Annotated in this window: 16 protein-coding genes; 11 read left to right on the forward strand and 5 right to left on the reverse strand. The window is 58.3% G+C overall.

The annotated features are described in order from the left end of the window. Positions 1–22 precede the first annotated feature (22 nt). Entirely contained in the window at positions 23–1,891 is a 1,869-nt protein-coding gene (locus tag ACR0M9_RS18495) for a bifunctional 2',3'-cyclic-nucleotide 2'-phosphodiesterase/3'-nucleotidase (RefSeq protein ID WP_480774313.1), read from the reverse strand. 183 nt (positions 1,892–2,074) lie between these two features. Between ACR0M9_RS18495 and nudC the strand changes: the two genes are divergently transcribed. The 3 genes from nudC to ACR0M9_RS18510 are packed head-to-tail and all read left to right on the forward strand — an operon-like array spanning position 2,075 to position 4,069. After that, positions 2,075–3,058, forward strand: coding sequence for an NAD(+) diphosphatase (gene nudC / locus ACR0M9_RS18500; RefSeq protein WP_480488871.1), 984 nt, complete (start codon positions 2,075–2,077; stop codon positions 3,056–3,058). Positions 3,059–3,096: 38 nt separating this feature from the next. Then, on the forward strand, positions 3,097–3,564 hold the full coding sequence (locus ACR0M9_RS18505) for an SRPBCC family protein (protein WP_267363541.1): 468 nt from the start codon (positions 3,097–3,099) through the stop codon (positions 3,562–3,564). After that, complete coding sequence (locus ACR0M9_RS18510; RefSeq protein ID WP_480488873.1) at positions 3,554–4,069, forward strand: N-acetyltransferase family protein; 516 nt, start codon at positions 3,554–3,556, stop codon at positions 4,067–4,069. Before ACR0M9_RS18505 ends, ACR0M9_RS18510 begins: the two co-directional genes overlap by 11 nt. A 118-nt stretch (positions 4,070–4,187) precedes the next feature. On the opposite strand, the gene ACR0M9_RS18515 is transcribed toward ACR0M9_RS18510, so the two are convergent. Beyond that, entirely contained in the window at positions 4,188–5,021 is an 834-nt protein-coding gene (locus ACR0M9_RS18515) for a prephenate dehydratase (protein ID WP_209507731.1), read from the reverse strand. 120 nt (positions 5,022–5,141) lie between these two features. Here ACR0M9_RS18515 and ACR0M9_RS18520 point away from each other — a divergent pair, with 120 nt between their 5' ends. From ACR0M9_RS18520 to ACR0M9_RS18540, 5 genes are all read left to right on the forward strand, one after another. Continuing rightward, positions 5,142–5,654, forward strand: a complete 513-nt coding sequence (locus ACR0M9_RS18520) for a c-type cytochrome (protein WP_209507801.1) — start codon at positions 5,142–5,144, stop codon at positions 5,652–5,654. A gap of 170 nt (positions 5,655–5,824) precedes the next feature. Then, positions 5,825–7,729 (forward strand): extracellular solute-binding protein, encoded by a 1,905-nt coding sequence (locus ACR0M9_RS18525; protein ID WP_480774314.1) that lies wholly within the window; start codon positions 5,825–5,827, stop codon positions 7,727–7,729. Between the two features lies 1 nt (position 7,730). Further along, positions 7,731–8,825 (forward strand): microcin C ABC transporter permease YejB, encoded by a 1,095-nt coding sequence (locus tag ACR0M9_RS18530; protein ID WP_209507735.1) that lies wholly within the window; start codon positions 7,731–7,733, stop codon positions 8,823–8,825. Further along, positions 8,826–9,932 carry an ABC transporter permease gene (locus ACR0M9_RS18535; RefSeq protein WP_480488877.1) on the forward strand — a complete coding sequence of 369 codons (1,107 nt, stop codon included), beginning with the start codon at positions 8,826–8,828 and terminating at the stop codon, positions 9,930–9,932. It begins immediately after the preceding gene. Further along, complete coding sequence (locus ACR0M9_RS18540) at positions 9,929–11,506, forward strand: ABC transporter ATP-binding protein (protein ID WP_480774315.1); 1,578 nt, start codon at positions 9,929–9,931, stop codon at positions 11,504–11,506. The genes ACR0M9_RS18535 and ACR0M9_RS18540 overlap by 4 nt, the downstream gene beginning before the upstream one ends. Before the next feature lie 24 nt (positions 11,507–11,530). Here ACR0M9_RS18540 and ACR0M9_RS18545 read toward each other — a convergent pair whose 3' ends face one another. Both ACR0M9_RS18545 and hemN read right to left on the reverse strand, forming a co-directional pair. After that, the gene (locus ACR0M9_RS18545) at positions 11,531–13,459 is read right to left on the reverse strand and encodes an elongation factor G (RefSeq protein WP_480774316.1); all 1,929 of its coding nucleotides are present in this window, start codon (positions 13,457–13,459) and stop codon (positions 11,531–11,533) included. Positions 13,460–13,672: 213 nt separating this feature from the next. Continuing rightward, positions 13,673–15,028 (reverse strand): oxygen-independent coproporphyrinogen III oxidase, encoded by a 1,356-nt coding sequence (hemN, locus tag ACR0M9_RS18550; RefSeq protein WP_480774317.1) that lies wholly within the window; start codon positions 15,026–15,028, stop codon positions 13,673–13,675. 61 nt (positions 15,029–15,089) lie between these two features. On the opposite strand from hemN, the gene fnrL reads away from it, so the two are divergent. Both fnrL and ACR0M9_RS18560 read left to right on the forward strand, forming a co-directional pair. Continuing rightward, positions 15,090–15,833 (forward strand): transcriptional regulator FnrL, encoded by a 744-nt coding sequence (gene fnrL, locus ACR0M9_RS18555; RefSeq protein ID WP_267363531.1) that lies wholly within the window; start codon positions 15,090–15,092, stop codon positions 15,831–15,833. A gap of 73 nt (positions 15,834–15,906) precedes the next feature. Further along, on the forward strand, positions 15,907–16,161 hold the full coding sequence (locus tag ACR0M9_RS18560; RefSeq protein ID WP_209507747.1) for a GlsB/YeaQ/YmgE family stress response membrane protein: 255 nt from the start codon (positions 15,907–15,909) through the stop codon (positions 16,159–16,161). Between the two features lie 40 nt (positions 16,162–16,201). Here the strand turns inward: ACR0M9_RS18560 and ACR0M9_RS18565 are convergent, their stop codons facing one another. Continuing rightward, a complete protein-coding gene (locus tag ACR0M9_RS18565; protein ID WP_480488885.1) occupies positions 16,202–17,041 on the reverse strand; it encodes a universal stress protein in 840 nt (279 codons plus the stop codon). A gap of 201 nt (positions 17,042–17,242) precedes the next feature. On the opposite strand from ACR0M9_RS18565, the gene ccoN reads away from it, so the two are divergent. Then, positions 17,243–18,850, forward strand: a complete 1,608-nt coding sequence (gene ccoN / locus ACR0M9_RS18570) for a cytochrome-c oxidase, cbb3-type subunit I (protein WP_480484687.1) — start codon at positions 17,243–17,245, stop codon at positions 18,848–18,850. The last annotated feature ends 6 nt before the right edge of the window (positions 18,851–18,856 follow it).

The following is an 18,856-nucleotide window of genomic DNA, read 5'->3' on the forward strand; positions in this document are numbered from 1 at the left end:
GGCATTGGGAAAAGACAACCCATCAGAGCGTCAGGCGAATGCGTTCAAATCCCAAGCCATCCGAGCCCAGCGACACGGGATCGAACCTGTGCAACTCATCCAGATATTTCAGGGCGCCTGGACCTGTGCGAAGAATTGTTGTCACGCCCCGTTGCGGCATCAACGAGAACGGGTAGGGCTGCGTGGCGATCGGATCGGGCGGAAGGTGCTGCGCCAGGTAATCCTGCACAAGGTCCTTGATGCTCAGCGGTGGCAGGCTGATCAGCTCAGACGTTGTCGCATGCGGAAAATGCCCGCCTCCGCTGGCGCGGTAATTGTTCAGCGCCATAACGAACATCTGCTCCGGTCGTACGGGACGGCCTGCATATGTCAGATCGCTGATCCGCTTTTGGTCGGGGCGGATCATTTTCCCCTGCGCATCGTATCGAGGCGGCCGCGTGGGATCGATCTGATAAGACAGTCCAAACACGATGTCGAAATTGTACCCGGCCCGTTCAGGGTTGATCAGCTCGGGTTCGGAACCGGGCTTTAACTGGTTGAATACGCTGGCCGACATCTCCAACCAGTCCAGCAAATGCGCGCCGCTGATCCGGATTGCACGCAACTCGTTGGGAAACACATGCAGATCCGCGACATGGCGCAAACATATTTCTCCGGCGGGTACCTCGGTATAATGGCGCGGGCCTGAGCGTCCGCCGGATTTGGCTGGCGAAACAACCGACAAAATCGGCAGATCCGCCAGGTCTGTTCCCTGCAAAAACGGGCGCAGTGCGGCGGCTTGCGCCGCAGCTACAAGGGTCAGCCCGCGATCCGGCGCACAGCAACTGAAATAGCTGTGCAATGTATCCGGGATATGTGCCACCGGTGCGGCAACGGATTGACGGGTCATACGATGTGCCACCTCACACAAGCCCGCAATTTCACTGTCTTCCCCGACGGCTGTGCCGTTGCTGATAACCGGGCGCAGTTCGACGCAGCAATCCCGGATTTGCACTTTGCCGTCCGGCCCGGCGGTCACGGCCAAATCGATAACCCCCAGGTAAGAGCCCGCTGATCCCGGCATGACAACGGGCGTTCCATGTACCAGCCCCGTCAGGTGATCGACCATCGGGGTATTGGCATGGCCCTCTCCTGGAAGTGTCAGGTGAGTGTGCCCGGCCACAATGGCATCGATGCCTTTGATCGCGGCCAAGGGTATCACGGCGTTTTCCATCCCCGCTATCGGCTCGCTGCCCCCAAGGCCGGAATGAGCAAGCGCGACGATGATATCACACCCCTCGTCGCGCAATGTCTGCGTCAGGGACTTTGCCGCAACCAGGATATCCTCGACGACGATATCGTCATCCAGATTATGCGCCTCCCAACAAGCCGTTTGCGGCGGAAGAACCGAGAAGGCGCCGATGCGAACGGGAATGTCTTCACCGTTCAAAGATACAGTGCGGTCCAGAACGGTGTATCGCTGCCAGAGCTGTGGGCCGCGCGTGCGATACAGGTTGCTGCAAACGACCGGACAGGGGGCTTGCGTCAGGATGTTGCCCAATGACACCAGCCCGAACCCGAAATCATGGTTGCCCAGCCCGATCGCGTCATAATCCAGGGCTTCGAACGCCTTCATCATCGGATGGGCAGTGCCACTCTTTGCCGCCCAATCGCCCATTGGGGTTCCCTGCAACGAATCCCCGTTGTCAAACATCAGCACCAGCGCGCGTTCGGCCTCTTGTCGGGCAGCGCGGATCAGGCTGGCAGTGCGCGTTAATCCAACCGTCTGGTCTGGCGTGTCAGTGTAATAGTCAAAACCGGTGAGGTTCATATGCAGGTCGGTTGTGGCCAGAATGCGAATTTTCCCAATGTCACCAATGGGCTGTACCTGCGTCGAGGAGGGGATCTTCACTTTGAGTATTCTGCTATTGAATGTGTGTATTGATTAAATCCATCAAAATTCACTCTAGATGATTTTTCCGAGGCCACCATGCGGCTTTTCAGCGGCAGGGTGGTGGATTTTCTATCCCTGAATAGCCATTGCAACACGGGCTGAGACGTGGCAGCCCTGTGCGCAAGACCAAAAGGAAATCCAATGAAAAACGCAGAGCAGGTAACCTTCGGGGGTTCGGGCCTTGATCGGGCGGCGCAGTATCGCGGAGATGCGGACAAGCTGGCCGAGGCGATGCACAACCCGGCCGCCCGCTGTGTCTTGCTGTGGCGTGGAAAACTGCTGGTACAGGGTGAGGGGCTGGACCAGCTTGCCATGATCCCGATGACGCACTCGCTGATCAGCAATGGTCCCGGTGGCGTCATTGAATCCCCGGTGTTTTTGGGTCTGAGCGCTGACAGCGCCCCCGTGTTTGCCGTTGATTTTTCCGCATGGACAGCCGAGGGGCTGGATCTGACCAGTCTGGGCGCCTTCGTGGACAAGTCCGAACAACAACACCCGGATTTACCGCAAGGCCACGTGTTTGCCGAACTGCGCCGGATCATGACACGGCTGTCGGCGCGCGACGCGGAACTGGCGGCAACGTCAAAGGCAATAATCGGCTGGCATGAAACGCATCGCTACTGTGCCCGATGTGGTGCCGCCAGCGAGGTGTCGCAGGGGGGATGGCAGCGCAGTTGCCTGTCCTGTGGCGGGCAACACTTTCCGCGCACCGATCCGGTTGTGATCATGTTGATCACGCATGGTGACAGCGTGCTGATGGGCCGGTCTCCGGGCTGGCCTGACGGGATGTTCTCCTTGCTGGCGGGATTTGTTGAGCCCGGCGAAACACTTGAGGCAGCAGTGCGCCGCGAAGTGATGGAAGAGGCGGGCGTGCCGGTAGGTGCGGTTTCGTACCTGTCCAGCCAGCCCTGGCCGTTCCCGGCCTCATTGATGTTTGGATGTGCGGGTGAGGCGCTGTCACGCGACATCGTGATCGACCCGGTCGAGATAGAAGAGGCGATGTGGGTCAGCAAATCCGAAATGATGCAGGCCTTTGCCGGTGATCATCCTAGGCTATTGCCAGCGCGCAAAGGGGCAATCGCTCATTTTCTGCTTCAGAACTGGCTTGCAGATACTCTGGACTGAGGAAACATTAGCTCAGCAATAAAACAGCAAAGGTCATTATGCAGTTTTCAGCGCGCGAAGATATCGAGGCCCCCATCCAATCGGTGTTCGACATGGTGTCGGATTTCGAACGATTCGAGCGTATGGCAATGCGCCGTGGCATCGATGTGCGCCGTTTGGGCGGTGGCGCGGCGGTGACGGCCGGAACCGAGTGGAATACGGAGTTCAAACTGCGCGGAAAGCCGCGTCAGATGTCGGTGGTGATGACAGATTTCGACAGGCCTTCGCAAATGCGATTTGACGCTGCCAGCAAGGGTATCACCGGGTTCACGACCGTGGATTTTCTGGCCCTGTCCCCGCGCCGGACGCGCCTGAGCGTTGAAATGTCACTCGCCGCCAAGTCCCTGCCGGCACGGTTGCTGTTGCAATCCATGAAGCTGGGGCAGTCGAGGTTTCGCAAGCAGTTTCAGGTGCGTCTCAGCGAATTCGCACGCGAGTTGGAGCAGAGGCACCTGCATGGCGGGTAAGACACAAGATCGCACTGCAGGTGTGAAGGGATCGGACCACCTGAGTTTCAAATCGGCATCCGCCAGCGATGCCGAAGGGGTCGCTGGCGTCCTTCACGATCTGGTCCTGGCTGGCAAGCGGCGCAAAGCCCACGATGTCGATTTTGCCCTAAGGCACTATATTCGCCACCCGGATCAATTACGATGTACAATCGCAACGGACCCGAATGGTCACGTGCTCGGGTTCCAATCCCTGAAATATGCGGTCGAAAACAACCCCTACGGCGTGTCAGTGGGGTGGGGCGTGATTGGAACCCATATCCGACCATCAGCCGCCCGGCTCGGGATCGGGCGCGCACTTTTCGCGCACACTCTGGACGCGGCCCTAGCGCAGGGTCTCCCTGCTATCGATGCAACAATTGGCGCAGGCAATACTGAAGGTCTGGCCTATTACGAAGCCATGGGTTTCCGGACGTACCGCACACAAGATGGGTCTGTGTCAAAGGTCTACCGGATTAACCGCTAGAGAGCGACGATTCCAGGCGCAGCGGCACGAGACATGGGGGGCCACCGGCATTGCAAACAGCTTCGAAAAAACGGGCAACAACGAAACAAGCCCAAAGGAATGCCATGGCGAACCGTGATTATCCGCGCGGATGTGCTGCCGGATAGACGCCCAGAACCTCGACATTGGTCGTGAAATGCTCAAGCTCGTCCATGGCCAGCTGCACGTTGCGGTCTTCGGGATGCCCGACGATATCCGCGTAAAACTGCGTCGCGGTAAAGGAGCCGTCGACCATATAGCTTTCCAGCTTGGTCATGTTGATCCCATTGGTGGCAAACCCGCCCATCGCTTTGTAAAGCGCAGCAGGGATGTTGCGGACCTGAAACACAAAGCTGGTGATCATCCCATGATCGCCCCGGCGGGACAAATCCGTTTCGCGCGACATGACAAGAAAGCGGGTCGTATTGTCGTCATTATCCTCGATATGGCGGGCCAGAACGTTCAGGTTATAGATCTCACCGGCCAGCTCACTGGCCAGCGCGGCTGAATGCGGATTGCCTTCCTCGGCCACTTCGCGAGCGGCGCGGGCGTTATCGGGGCTGACGCGGCCGCGGATGCCGTGTTCCTTAAGGAAACCCGCACATTGCGGCAGCAGCACCAGATGCGAATGCGCCTCGGTTATGTCTTCCAGTTTTGCACCCGGCACGGCAAGAAGGTTGATATGAACCCGGACAAAGGCCTCATCGATGATATGCAGCCCGCTATGGGGTAACAGCCGGTGAATATCGGCCACCCGCCCATAGGTCGTGTTCTCGACCGGAAGCATTGCCAGATCCGCATCGCCTGAGCGGACCGATTCGATCACATCCTCGAAGGTGCGGCAGGGCAGGGCTTCCATATCTGGCCGAGCGTTGCGGCAGGCCTCGTGACTGTAGGCGCCGGGTTCCCCCTGAAAAGCAATGCGATTGGTCATTTGGTCGATTCCATGCAACAAGTTCGCGATTTGGTCGTTTCGTCGCGGTGTCTATACCTTGCCTCTCGCAAGGGGAAGCCTTAGACAGCTGCCCAGACAGCTGAAATGGACTCGCGATCAATGTTCGACACGATGACAGTAACCAAGGCCGCCGCAGGCCTGTTCGGCACATTCCTGGTGCTGCTTCTGGCCAAGTGGGGGGCGGATGTCCTCTATTCTTCCGGTGGCCATGGCTCGGCTGAGGCCGCCTACATTATCGAAACCGAAAGCTCGGGCGAAAGCGCCGACGGTGAAGAAGTGGTCTTTGAGGACCTGCTGGCCGCCGCAGACGTCGAGAGCGGCGCAAAAGTGTTCCGCAAATGCACCGCGTGCCACAAGCTGGAAGACGGCGCAAACGGCACCGGCCCTTACCTGTACGGTGTGGTTAATCGCCCCGTCGCCTCGGCCAACGGCTTCACCGGTTACTCGGCCGGTATGCAGGCGCATGGCGGCAACTGGACACCCGAAGCGCTGGATGCCTTCCTGACCAAGCCCGGCAGCTATATCTCGGGCACATCGATGAGCTTTGCCGGCCTGAAAAAGCCGCAGGATCGCGCCGACGTGATTGCCTATCTGCAGACAATCGGCAACTGATTGCCTGACCGATCAGAACCATTCAAAGCCGCTGCCGCAACGCAGCGGCTTTTTTGTCTGAAGAAACCTTCACAAAGTGCTCACGCATTCTAAACTTGAATCTGCACGTGCTGGCACTTTAGCTAGCGGTTACGACATTGACGGTGACAATGACCGAGAGGATGAGCAATATGATATCCCTGATGCCTGCTGCACGTGATCTTGAGGTAAGGCCATGGGTTGGCATTTTGGGGCTCTGCGCCGCTCTGATTGCTCCGCATGCAGCACAGGCGCTGGATGAAGGCGTCACCCGCAGTCACGGGTATTCGTATTTCGGAAATCTGGATTACCCGGCGGATTATTCGCATCTGAATTATGTGAATCCCGACGCCCCCAAGGGTGGCGAGCTTTCGCTGGCAGCCTCTGGAACGTTCGATTCCCTCAACCCCTATTCGCGAAAGGGGCGCGCCGGTGCGCTGACCACATTGCAATATGATCGCCTGTTTGAAAGTGCCGAAGACAGTGTCGGGCAGTATTACGGTGTAGTTGCGGAAAGTCTGGAATATGACGAAGGGCGCAATTACGTCATTTTCCATTTGCGCCCCGAAGCAACTTTTTGGGATGGCACGCCGGTCACGGCGGAAGATGTTGTCTACAGCCACCGTTTGTTCATCGAACAGGGCCTGCCGTCTTATGCGCAGGCCGTTGGCCGTATGGTGACAGGAGCCGAGGCGTTGGATGACCATACCGTAAAATTTACCTTCAATCCCGAAGTCACGCGCCGCAGCCTGATCGAAACCGTCGGCTCAACTCCTGTTTTCTCAAAAGCATGGTTCGAGGCGGATGAGACACGGCGATTGGATGAACCGCGGCTGGAAGTGGCGGTGGGCTCTGGCCCCTACAAGCTCGACAGCTACGACATCAATCGCCGCATCGTTTACAAACGCCGGGACGATTATTGGGGCAAGGACCTGCCTTTCAATGTCGGGCGCAACAACTTTGATACAATCCGGGTTGAGTATTTCGCCGATCAAACGGCGGCTTTCGAGGGTTTCAAGGCGGGTGAATACACATTCCGGATCGAAAGTGATCCCAAGCTTTGGGCGACCGGGTATGATTTCCCAAAGCTGGATGAAGGCACAGTTATTCGGGATGAGATCGCGGATGGCAGCCCGCCGACACCTTCGGGCTTTGTCTTCAACCTTGGAAAGCCGCAATTTGCCGACAAGAATGTTCGCAAGGCCCTGGCCCTGGCCTTCAATTTCGAATGGACGAACGAGTCATTGTTGTTCGGCCTGAACACGCCGCGGGATTCTTTCACGCAAGGAACCCCGATCGAGGCGCAAGGCCTGCCCGAAGGGGCGGAGCTGGCGTTCCTGCAGGCGCTTGGCGACGTCGTTCCCGAAGATGTCCTGACGGAACCCGCTGTTGTGGCGCACGAATCAAACCCTGCACGCCTGAATGACCGAAAAAACCTGCGCAAAGCCGCCAACATGCTGGACGAGGCAGGCTGGTCCGTCGGTGAAGGCAATATTCGTCGCAATGCCGAAGGGCAGACTTTGAAGGTGAATATTCCATATCCTTCAAACCTGCCGACCTCGACTGCAACGATGATCGAAACCTATGTCCAGAACCTGCAATCCATCGGGGTGGATGCCTCGACCGAGAAAGTGGATCCGGCGCAATACACGTTGCGCAGCCGCGAGCGGGATTATGACATGGTCTATTCCACGCGCTACGGATCGTTCTTGTCTACCGGGGGCGGTCTGAGCCAGATGTACGGATCGGAAGAAGCGGCCTTTAGCCTGTTCAATCCGGCAGGTCTGGCCAGTCCCTTGGTCGACGCAATCATCGAAGCGTCCTTTGAGACTGACAATCAGGCCGATCAGGACACGGCGTTGATGGCTTTGGATCGCGCCTTGCGGTACGAGTTTTTCGTAATCCCCGTGGGATACATCGCAGAATACTGGACAGCATATTACGATATGTACGAATACCCGGAAAACCTGCCGCCCTATTCGCTGGGTTATCTTGATCTGTGGTGGATCAATCCGGAAAAACAGGCTGCGTTGAAAGCGAAAGGCGCGCTGCGATAACATGGGCGCCTATATACTAAGACGCTTATTGCTGATCATTCCGACCCTTCTGGGTATCATGATCGTCAACTTCACGCTGGTCCAGTTCGTACCTGGCGGGCCGGTCGAACAGATCATCGCGCAAATCGAAGGTCAGGGTGACGTGTTCGCCGGGTTCGCCGGTGGGGGCGACGCCGGAGCGGGTTCCGAACCGGCGGGCGGTGTCTTCGACGACAAATATGTCGGCGCACGCGGCCTTCCGCCCGAGTTTATTGCTGAGCTGGAAAAAGAATTCGGCTTCGACAAGCCCCCGCTTGAACGGTTCCTGATCATGATGGGCAACTATCTGACGTTTGATTTCGGCGAGAGTTATTTCCGCTCGATCAGTGTGATCGACCTGGTGCTAGAAAAGATGCCGGTCTCGATCTCGCTGGGGCTGTGGTCGACCCTGATTGCCTATCTGGTCTCGATCCCGCTGGGTATTCGAAAGGCGGTCAAGGATGGATCGCAATTCGATACCTGGACAAGCGGGGCGATTATTGTGGCCTATGCTATTCCGGGCTTTCTGTTTGCGATCCTGCTGCTGGTGCTTTTTGCTGGCGGGTCATACTGGCAAATCTTCCCGCTGCGCGGCCTGACGTCGGACAATTGGGATAGCCTGAGTTTCTTTGGCAAGATCACGGATTATTTCTGGCACATAGCACTGCCGACGATTGCGCTGACGATATCTGCCTTTGCGACGCTGACCCTGCTGACCAAGAACTCGTTTCTGGATGAGATCAAGAAACAGTATGTCATGACCGCCCGTGCCAAAGGGCTGAGCGAGCGCAAGGTTCTCTATGGTCATGTCTTCCGCAACGCGATGCTGATCGTGATTGCAGGGTTCCCGGCCGTGTTCATCGGAGTGTTTTTTGGCGGGTCGATCATCATCGAGACGATCTTCTCGCTGGATGGTTTGGGCCGATTGGGGTTCGAGGCCGCCGTGGCCCGCGATTACCCGGTGATCTTCGGCACGCTGTTCATCTTCGGTCTGATGGGGCTGGTCGTTGGCATCATCAGCGACCTGATGTATGTGCTGGTCGACCCGCGCATCGATTTTGAAAAGCGGGAGGGGTAAATGGCTTTTTCCCCGCTAAACCAGCGCCGCTGGAGCAATTTCCGCCGCAACAGACGGGCCTTCTGGTCGCTGATCATCTTCGCGGTATTGTTCGGCCTGTCGTTGTTTGCCGAGTTCATCGCCAACGACAAACCCATCCTTGTAAAGTATCGGGGAGAGTACTTTACGCCGGTTTTCAACTTCTATGCCGAAACCGAATTTGGCGGTGATTTCCAGACCGAAGCGATCTATCGCGACCCCGAGGTTCAGTGCCTTATCGACAGCGGTGGATTGGAAGACTGTTTCGACGATCCCGAAGGCATCATCGAACAGATCGACGCCGGTACATTCCAGGCCGAGGGTTTTGAACGCGGCTGGTCGCTCTGGCCGTTGATCCCCTATTCCTTCAATACCTCGGTGGATCGGCCCGGCGCGGCGCCCCTGCCGCCCAACGGCCAGAACCTGCTGGGTACCGATGATACCAAGCGCGACGTGCTGGCCCGCGTGATTTACGGCTTTCGCCTTTCGATCCTGTTCACGCTGCTTGTGACGGGCGCGGCAAGCCTTATCGGGATTTTCGCGGGCGCCATACAAGGGTTCTTTGGTGGGTGGCTGGACCTGATCTTTCAGCGGATCATCGAGATCTGGTCCGCAACCCCGTCGCTTTATGTCATCATCATCATGTTTGCGGTGCTGGGGCGAAGTTTCTGGTTGCTGGTCGCGCTGATGATCCTGTTCAGCTGGACCGGGCTGGTTGGCGTGGTGCGCGCCGAGTTCTTGCGGGCGCGGAACCTTGAATATGTGCGCGCCGCGCGGGCGCTGGGCGTGGGCAACATGACGATCATGTTCCGCCATATGCTGCCCAATGCGATGGTGGCCACGCTGACCTTCATGCCGTTCATCGTCACCGGAACCATCGGCGGGCTGGCTTCGCTGGATTATCTGGGCTTTGGCCTGCCATCCTCGGCCCCCTCGCTGGGAGAGCTGACCTTGCAGGCCAAGCAGAACCTGCAGGCCCCATGGCTGGCCTTCACCGCCTTCTTCACCTTTGCCATCATGCTGTCGCTGCTGGTCTTCATATTCGAAGGCGTGCGCGATGCGTTTGATCCCAGAAAGACCTTCTCATGAGCTTGCTGGATGTGAAAAACCTCAAGGTCTCGTTCCGTCAGGATGGGCAGATCAACGCGGCGGTCAAAGGCGTGTCCTTCACCGTGGACCGCGGTGAAACCGTCGCGCTGGTGGGTGAATCCGGATCAGGAAAATCCGTGACGGCGTTATCGACCGTTTCCCTGCTGGGCGACAGCGCCTTGGTCGAAGGCTCGGTCACCTATGACGGGCAAGAGATGATTGGCGCCTCGGAACAGCGTCTGATGGATGTGCGGGGCAACGACATCAGCTTTATCTTTCAAGAGCCGATGACGTCGCTGAACCCTTTGCACACGATCCAGAAACAGATGGCTGAATCGCTGGCCCTGCATCAGGGTGTGGCTGGCGATGTGGCACGGGACAGGATTGTCGAATTGCTGACCAAGGTCGGTATCCGCGATCCTCAAGACCGGCTGGACAGCTATCCGCATCAGTTGTCAGGCGGTCAGCGGCAGCGGGTGATGATCGCCATGGCCCTTGCCAACAAACCGGACATCCTGATCGCGGATGAGCCGACAACGGCACTGGATGTGACCATTCAGGCGCAGATCCTCGAGCTGCTGGCTGAATTGCAGAAATCGGAAAACATGGGGATGCTGTTTATCACTCATGATCTGGGCATCGTGCGCCGCATCGCCGACCGGGTCTGTGTGATGAAAGACGGCGAGATTGTCGAGACCGGCGTGACGGCCGAGATATTCGAAAACCCGCAGCACCCCTATACCCGCAAACTACTGGCGGCAGAACCGTCGGGTCAGCCTGAACCCGTTGCCACAGATGCGGAAGAGGTCGCACGCACCGACCACCTTAAGGTCTGGTTCCCGATCCAGCGCGGGTTTCTGAAGCGTACGGTTGGATATGTGAAAGCAGTGAACGACGCGACCCTCAGTGTGCGCGCGGGTGAGACGTTGGGGATTGTTGGTGAAAGCGGGTCGGGCAAGACCACACTGGCACTGGCCATGATGCGGCTGATCGCGTCCGAGGGTGGCATCACCTTTCGCGATCAGGACGTGCGCAAATGGTCCACGCGGGAACTGCGGCGGTTGCGCAAGGACATGCAGATTGTGTTTCAGGACCCGTTTGGCAGCCTCAGCCCACGAATGACCTGCCAGCAGATCATTGCAGAAGGTCTGGCCATTCACAACGTCGACCCGGACCGCGCACCGCGTGAACTTGTGGCCGAGGTGATGACCGAAGTGGGGCTTGATCCGGCGACGATGGATCGATACCCGCACGAGTTTTCCGGCGGTCAGCGTCAGCGCATCGCCATTGCCCGCGCGATGGTTCTGCGGCCCAAACTGCTGGTCTTGGACGAGCCGACCAGCGCGCTGGATATGACCGTTCAGGTTCAGATCGTCGATCTGCTGCGCAATCTGCAACAGAAATACGGGCTGGCCTATCTGTTCATCAGCCATGACCTGAAAGTGGTCCGGGCCATGTCGCACAACGTGGTCGTCATGCGCAACGGCGATGTGGTCGAAATGGGCGCGGCCGAGGATTTGTTCGAAAATGCCCAGACCGACTATACCCGCGAATTGATCGCAGCGGCGGGCTGAGAACAGCCCGCCCGGTGTCGCGCGTCAGGCGCTGGCTTTTTCCCGTGCAGATGACTGGGGCACAGGCCCGCGCAGTTCCTCGTAGTGATCAAAGCTCAGCTTGACCCACCCGGTCCCGCGCGTGGCACTGGCAAGGGTGCGGTGCAGTTCGTCCTCGGCAACGGCGGGCAACTGGGCGTTGAATATCTCCCAGCCCGTCGCATTCGGGTTGCCCTCAAATCCCAGAACCTGCCCCTGAAGGGTGCTGATCGTTGGTACGAGATCGCCCACAAAGGCCGAGGGTAAGTGTATCTCGGCGCTCAGGATCGGTTGCAGGACCACAGGTTTGGCTTGCGGCAATGCCTCGCGCACGGCGTTCTTGCCTGCGGTCCGGAAGGCATAATCCGAACTGTCCACATTGTGGTGTTTGCCATCGCTCAGGGTCACTTTGACATCAACCACGGGAAAGCCCTCGGGGCCTTGTTCCAATGCGTCCTTGGCCCCGTGTTCCACCGACGGGATGTAGTTCTTGGGAACGGCACCGCCCTTGACCACTTCATCGAACTGGAACCCCGATCCGCGCGGCAAAGGCGCGACCGAAATCACCACATCTGCAAATTGCCCCGCACCGCCGGACTGTTTGCGATGGCGATGGCGATGCTCAACCGTTGCGCGGATGGTTTCACGATAGGCGGTTTCCACCTGTTCCGCCTCGATCTCGATCCCGAAATCCTCGGCCAGTTTGGCGGTCACGCGGCGCATGTGCTGCGGACCCTGCGAGCCCAGAATCGAATGACCGCTCATCTCATCCTGTTGCAGGTGCAGGCCCGGATCGATTTCGGCCAGACGGCTCAGGGCGTTTGACAGGCGCACATCGTCCCGCTCATGCGCGGGCGAGACGACCTGACGATGCGCAACCGGATGAGAAGACGCCCATTCCGGCAGTTCCGTCGCAGAAGAACTGTCATAAATGTATCCGGGGTTGAGGTGATCGGATTTGACTGCCAGTCCGATCTGCCCGGCCTCCAGCGTAGCGATCTGGGTCTTGGCGTCCAGAGTTGTCAGGTTGCCGACCGTTTCACCGCCCAACGCCTCATGCGCTTTTACCCCGTCCCCAAGGCCGCGCAGAACGATGATCTTTCCGATATGCTTTTTGACATCCGCAAAGCCCGCGATGGCACGGGCGCTTTCGGCGGCCTCGTCCCGTCCGGCGGCGATATCAAACTCGGGGGCCTCATGACGCAGCGCTTTCATCAGGCGCGTCAGCCCGTTGCCGTGGCTTGCGGCGCCCAGACAAGCGGGGATCAACTGATGATTCTGTAGAACTTGCGCGGCCAGCTCATAAACCTCATCGCTTGGGGGCTGTTTGTCTTCGATCAACTGTTCCAGCAGGTGATCATCGAAATCGGAAAGCGTCTCAAGCAACTCGGTCCGGGCTTCCTGCTCGCGATCCTCGACAGATTTGGGCAGCTCAATCAGGGCCGACGGCTGGCCCTCCTGATACTTCCACGCCCGTTCCGAGATCAGATCGACCGCGCCGATGATCGTGTCGCCCTCGCGGATCGGAACCTGACGCAGGGCGATGTGGTGCGTGCAATAGGTTTGCAGCGCCGCGATGATGTCGCGGATGCGGCCATTGGGGTTATCCATGCGGTTGATGAAAAGAAAACAGGGAATGCCCGCCTCTTCCACCAGCCGAAGATAGGGCGCACACAGCACGGCGGCATTTGGATCGGGTGGTACCACGATAACGGCAGCATCCGAGATTGCCATGGCAGGGCCGACATAAGCGAGGGAATCGCCACCCCCATCCACGTCGATCGCGCACCAGGGCTCGTCCAGGTAAGAAAAACCGTGCAAGTGCACGGTTCCGGAAACATCGAATGTGGTCGGGCGCCCGTCGAGGCGGCTGATGGCCTCGACCAGGGTAGATTTGCCCGACTGGCTGGGCCCGAGGACGGTGAATACGCGCATGAGTGTTGTCCCTCTTTCAGGTTGCAGAATGGCTGCACGAAAAGGGCCATCCGACGCAGTCGCGTCAGCTAGGACTGTCTGTAATTTGCCCGCCTCAGGCCGCAGGGCGAAACATCACCCCACAGCTTGAGTGTGGGAAAAACCGCAGGCGTGCGTCAAGCCCCCGATGTGTTTTGTGCTTTCCGGGCTGAATGTTGCCCGCAAAAAGAGAGGTCAGATCGCCGAGCTGTGCCCGGCTTTGCTGAGGTCGTATGCGTCAAAGCTGCGGGCAACCATCCGGGTCAGCGCGCGCGCCTCGGGGGGGATAAACAGCCCCTCGTCGCTGATTTGCAGCAGCCCGTCGAATGAGGCGTTGGCAGCGCGATACATGTCGTTCAGCGCTGCGACCGAGATATCGTGATCGCGCAGGATTTCAGCCGAATCGATCCGGAAATCGCACATCAGCGCTTCGATCAGACGGGCGCGCAGAATATCCTGACCTTTGAACAGGTGCCCGCGGGATGTCGAAAACTGCCCGTTGCGAATGGCCTTGGTATGAGCAGACGTAGCCGGGGCATTCTGCGCATAGCCTTGTGGAAAGCGCGAGATCGAGCTGGCCCCGACACCGATCAGAACATCGGCCAGGTCGTCGGTATAACCCTGGAAGTTCCGCTTCAGACGACCCGCGCGCAGGGCATGGGTCAGCCCGTCATCCTGCGTGGCAAAATGGTCGATGCCGATCTCGGCGTAGTTGTCCCACAGGAACAGGCGGCGGGCGGTGTCGAACAGTTCCAGCCGTTGTTCGGGCGTTGGCAGTGCGTCCGACGGGATCAGCTGCTGCCGTTTGGCCATCCACGGCACATGGGCATACCCATAAAGCGCCACGCGGTCCGGGCTGAGCGACAGAAGCTTCTGCACGCTTTCCGTCATCCGGGCCTTTGTCTGGTGTGGCAGCCCGTAAAGGATGTCCGCATTCAGGCTGGCAATGCCACGTGCGCGGATCATGTCGATTGCATCGCGCGTGGTATCGTAGCTTTGAATGCGGCCAATGGTTTTCTGGATTTCATCGTCGAAATCCTGCACCCCGATCGAGGCGCGGTTCATGCCCGCCTCTGCCAGCGCATCCAGACGCGCCTCGTCAATCTCGTTCGGATCGACTTCAATCGAGAATTCGGCATCCGGCCCCATGGGGACGATCCCCAGAATGTGCTGTGCCAGATCGCGCATCAGCTGGGCGTTCAGCAACGTCGGCGTACCGCCGCCCCAGTGCAGGCGCGACAGCACCACACCCGCGGGCAGGCGCGCCGCCAGCAGGTCCAGCTCGGCTTTCAGAACATCCACATAGGCAATCACCGGATTGTCGGTTTGTGTGCCTTGCGTTCTGCAGGCGCAAAACCAGCACAGCCTGCGGCAGAACGGGACGTGGATATAAAGGGATATGGCGCTGCCGGGTTTGATTCCCGAAATCCAGTCGCCAAACATGTCCGCCCCCACGTCATTGTTGAAATGGGGCGCTGTGGGATAGCTTGTGTAACGCGGTACTTTCGCGTCAAAAAGTCCAAGCTTTGCCAATTGTGGTTTCACTATCATGACGATACCCTTAGGGGGCAGGCGACTTAGGTGCTTTGACGGAGATCAAGTGGAAACGCAGATGACAATAAAAGCACAGTTCGATCACTCAAATTGCGAAGACTGCCCGATACGACATCGCGCGGTCTGCGCCCGCTGTGACGCGGACGAGCTGGAAGCGCTTGACGGCATTAAATATTACCGCAGTTTCGAAGCGGGTCAGACCATCATCTGGTCGGGCGACCAGATGAACTTCGTCGGCTCGGTCGTATCGGGAATCGCATCGCTGACGCAAACCATGGAAGACGGGCGCACCCAGATGGTCGGTCTGCTTCTGCCCAGCGATTTCGTCGGTCGCCCGGGGCGCGACGTTGCGCCTTACGATGTGCAGGCGACAACGGATGTCGTGATGTGCTGTTTCCGCAAGAAACCATTCGAAGAGCTGATGGACGAAACGCCTCACATCGCGCATCGCCTGCTGCAGATGACATTGGACGAGCTTGACGCCGCCCGCGAATGGATGCTGGTTCTGGGTCGCAAGACAGCGCGCGAAAAGATTGCCAGCCTGATTTCGATCATTGCCCGGCGGGATGCGTCGATTGGTCAAAAGGGCCTGTCGGGACCGATCGTGTTCGATCTGCCCCTGACCCGAGAAGCCATGGCGGATTATCTGGGACTTACGCTTGAGACGGTCAGCCGCCAGATTTCAGCTCTGAAAAAGGACGGTTTGATCTTACTGGAAGGCAAACGTCACGTGACCATCCCCGATCTTGGGCGGCTCATGGAAGAAGCAGGCGACGATTCCGATGGCGGGTTTCTGGTCTGACCAGTCTTTCGTTCGGCAGAATTCGCTTACCGCGACTATCCGGTCGGTGCACGTACTAACATAGGAGTGTGGCATGGGGTTCAGCAGTCTGTTGGCAATGCTGTTCATTGGCGCAATCGCCGGATGGCTTTCGGGAAAGATCATGGAAGGCCGTGGGTTCGGCCTGATCGGCAACATCATCGTCGGCATCGTAGGTGCGTTCCTGTCAGGCATGATCTTTCCGGCGCTTGGTTTTTCCGTTGGAGGGGGCCTGCTGTCGTCGATCCTTTTCGCGACAATTGGGGCCGTGATCCTGTTGTTCCTGATCGGCCTCATCCGCCGGGGGTGAAAAAAGCCGCCTGTCGAGGCGGCTTTTTAACTTGATTGGGTCAGTGCGCCAGGAACACCGGAACCGAGGATTGTTCCAGCATGTTCCGGGTCGCCCCTCCCAGAATGGCTTCGCGAAAGCGGGAATGGCCATAAGCGCCCATCACGATCATGTCCGATTCGGTATCCGTCGCGTGGCGATTAAGGATATCCGAGACTCGGGTCATGGTCTTGCTGAGCACGTCGATCTCGCATTTGACACCATGACGGGCCAGCATCTGGGACAGCATCCCACCCGGGTCTGACCGGTCCGGCCCATGCTGTGGCGGGTCGATGACCACAATACGGACGATCTCGGCCTGTTTGAGGAAGGGCAGGGCCCGCCGGATGGCGCACATGGCCTCGACGCTTTCGTTCCAGGCGATCATGATGTTGCCCGGCGCTTTCAATGGCGCGCCGCTGTCGGGAACTACAAGAACCGGGCAATGTCCTTCGAACATGGCCGCTTCGATAATGGGTTCGGCCTCGGCCCCCCGACCATCACCATACGGATGCGGCAGGATCACAAGGTCGGAAAACCGGGCCCGGTGCGCGACGTGGCGCCCGATATCAGCAATCTGTGCAACGCCGTGTTCGGCGGACCAGCGTACGCCGGATTTGCCGAGATAATCATTGGCAAAGGTCAGCAAATCCTGTGCCTCGGCATTGGCCCGGTTCAGCGTTTCCTGAACGATCAACGCATTGGCACCCGCATAATAATAACCTGTCTGACTGCGATCGACACCCAGACACAGGACTTCGGCATGGGCATCCTGAGACTCGGCCAGGGCCACAATCTGCGCCAAAGCAGCCTGTGCAGTCTGCGTTTCGGTCATGACTGTGAGAAGAGATTTATACGCCATTTTGACCTCATGTTTCGGGCAATTGGTCTCATGTGACCTGTTAGCCCTTTTCTACTACCATGCGTGTCATAGAAAACGCTGGGCTGTCTTGATACAGATCAAAGCAATGAAGGTGGCCGTGCTTCAGAACGGCAGCCAGTCAAATGGGTTTCGCGCGTCACAAGAATCAAAAACGCGCGGAGCATGGCAAAGGGACGCAATATGTCGAATTACATCAAGCTGATCGTGCTTGGTCTGATCGCGCTGTTTGCAGCGATCGGAACCAATTATGCACGCGATTTGGCGTATCAGGTACATGCGCTGCTGGTGATGCTCATCGCCGGTGGCCTGTTCATCTGGACGCTTCGAAACACTGACGAGCCAGGTAATCAGATCGACCGCTCGGGCGAATACATGGATGGCGTGATCCGCTATGGCGTGATCGCAACTGCCTTCTGGGGCGTGATCGGGTTCCTCGCCGGGACCTTTATCGCGTTTCAGCTGGCGTTTCCGGTACTGAACTTCGAATGGGCGCAGGGTTATCTGAACTTTGGTCGTTTGCGTCCGTTGCACACCTCGGCAGTCATTTTTGCCTTTGGCGGTAACGCATTGATCGCAACCTCGTTCTACGTGGTTCAGCGTACCAGCGCGGCGCGGCTTTGGGGCGGAAACCTCGCGTGGTTCGTGTTCTGGGGCTATCAGCTGTTCATCGTGCTGGCCGCAACCGGCTATGTGCTGGGCGGAACGCAGTCCAAGGAATATGCCGAACCTGAATGGTATGTCGATCTGTGGCTGACCATTGTCTGGGTCGCCTATCTGGCTGTCTACCTGGGTACGATCATCAAGCGGAAAGAACCCCACATCTATGTGGCCAACTGGTTCTATCTGGCCTTTATCGTCACCGTCGCCATGCTGCATCTGGTCAACAACATGACCATCCCGGTCAGCATCTGGGGTTCGAAATCGGTCATCGTCTGGTCGGGTGTGCAGGATGCCATGATCCAGTGGTGGTATGGCCACAACGCTGTGGGCTTCTTCCTGACCGCGGGTTTCCTGGGCATGATGTACTATTTCATCCCGAAACAGGCCGAACGTCCGGTGTTTTCCTACAAGCTGTCGATCATCCACTTCTGGGCGCTGATCTTCCTGTATATCTGGGCCGGTCCACACCACCTGCACTATACCGCGCTGCCTGACTGGGCGTCGACGCTGGGCATGGTGTTCTCGGTGATCCTGTGGATGCCGTCCTGGGGTGGTATGATCAACGGTCTGATGACCCTGTCGGGGGCCTGGGACAAGCTGCGCACCGATCCGATCATCCGCATGATGGTCATCTCGGTCGGCTTCTACGGCATGTCCACCTTTGAAGGTCCGATGATGTCGATCCGTGCTGTGAACAGCCTCAGCCACTACACCGACTGGACCATTGGTCACGTGCATTCGGGCGCGCTGGGCTGGAACGGCATGATCACTTTTGGTGCGCTGTACTTCCTGGTGCCTGTCCTGTGGAAGCGCGAGCGTCTGTACTCGCTGCAAATGGTCAGCTGGCACTTCTGGCTCGCCACGATCGGCATCGTGCTTTATGCCGCGTCGATGTGGGTCACCGGTATCATGGAAGGCCTGATGTGGCGTGAAGTGGATGCAAACGGCTTCCTGGTGAACTCGTTCGCTGACACCGTGGCCGCCAAGTTCCCGATGTATGTGGTGCGTGCTCTGGGTGGCGTGATGTTCGTCGCTGGCGCCGTGATCATGTGCTACAACCTGTGGATGACTGTGCGGAAAGCGCCGGCCAAAGAGGCCAGCCTGACCGTCGCGGTCCCGGCTGAATAGAGGGAG

Source organism: Ruegeria sp. CH2 (assembly GCF_056537065.1).

Coding starts and splice junctions, on each gene's coding strand:
- nudC (WP_480488871.1), top strand. CDS start 2,075: ATGAAAAACGCAGAGCAGGTAACCTTCGGGGGTTCGGGCCTTGATCGG.
- ACR0M9_RS18505 (WP_267363541.1), top strand. CDS start 3,097: ATGCAGTTTTCAGCGCGCGAAGATATCGAGGCCCCCATCCAATCGGTG.
- ACR0M9_RS18510 (WP_480488873.1), top strand. CDS start 3,554: ATGGCGGGTAAGACACAAGATCGCACTGCAGGTGTGAAGGGATCGGAC.
- ACR0M9_RS18515 (WP_209507731.1), bottom strand. CDS start 5,021: ATGACCAATCGCATTGCTTTTCAGGGGGAACCCGGCGCCTACAGTCAC.
- ACR0M9_RS18520 (WP_209507801.1), top strand. CDS start 5,142: ATGTTCGACACGATGACAGTAACCAAGGCCGCCGCAGGCCTGTTCGGC.
- ACR0M9_RS18525 (WP_480774314.1), top strand. CDS start 5,825: ATGATATCCCTGATGCCTGCTGCACGTGATCTTGAGGTAAGGCCATGG.
- ACR0M9_RS18530 (WP_209507735.1), top strand. CDS start 7,731: ATGGGCGCCTATATACTAAGACGCTTATTGCTGATCATTCCGACCCTT.
- ACR0M9_RS18535 (WP_480488877.1), top strand. CDS start 8,826: ATGGCTTTTTCCCCGCTAAACCAGCGCCGCTGGAGCAATTTCCGCCGC.
- ACR0M9_RS18540 (WP_480774315.1), top strand. CDS start 9,929: ATGAGCTTGCTGGATGTGAAAAACCTCAAGGTCTCGTTCCGTCAGGAT.
- ACR0M9_RS18545 (WP_480774316.1), bottom strand. CDS start 13,459: ATGCGCGTATTCACCGTCCTCGGGCCCAGCCAGTCGGGCAAATCTACC.
- hemN (WP_480774317.1), bottom strand. CDS start 15,028: ATGATAGTGAAACCACAATTGGCAAAGCTTGGACTTTTTGACGCGAAA.
- fnrL (WP_267363531.1), top strand. CDS start 15,090: ATGACAATAAAAGCACAGTTCGATCACTCAAATTGCGAAGACTGCCCG.
- ACR0M9_RS18560 (WP_209507747.1), top strand. CDS start 15,907: ATGGGGTTCAGCAGTCTGTTGGCAATGCTGTTCATTGGCGCAATCGCC.
- ACR0M9_RS18565 (WP_480488885.1), bottom strand. CDS start 17,041: ATGGCGTATAAATCTCTTCTCACAGTCATGACCGAAACGCAGACTGCA.
- ccoN (WP_480484687.1), top strand. CDS start 17,243: ATGTCGAATTACATCAAGCTGATCGTGCTTGGTCTGATCGCGCTGTTT.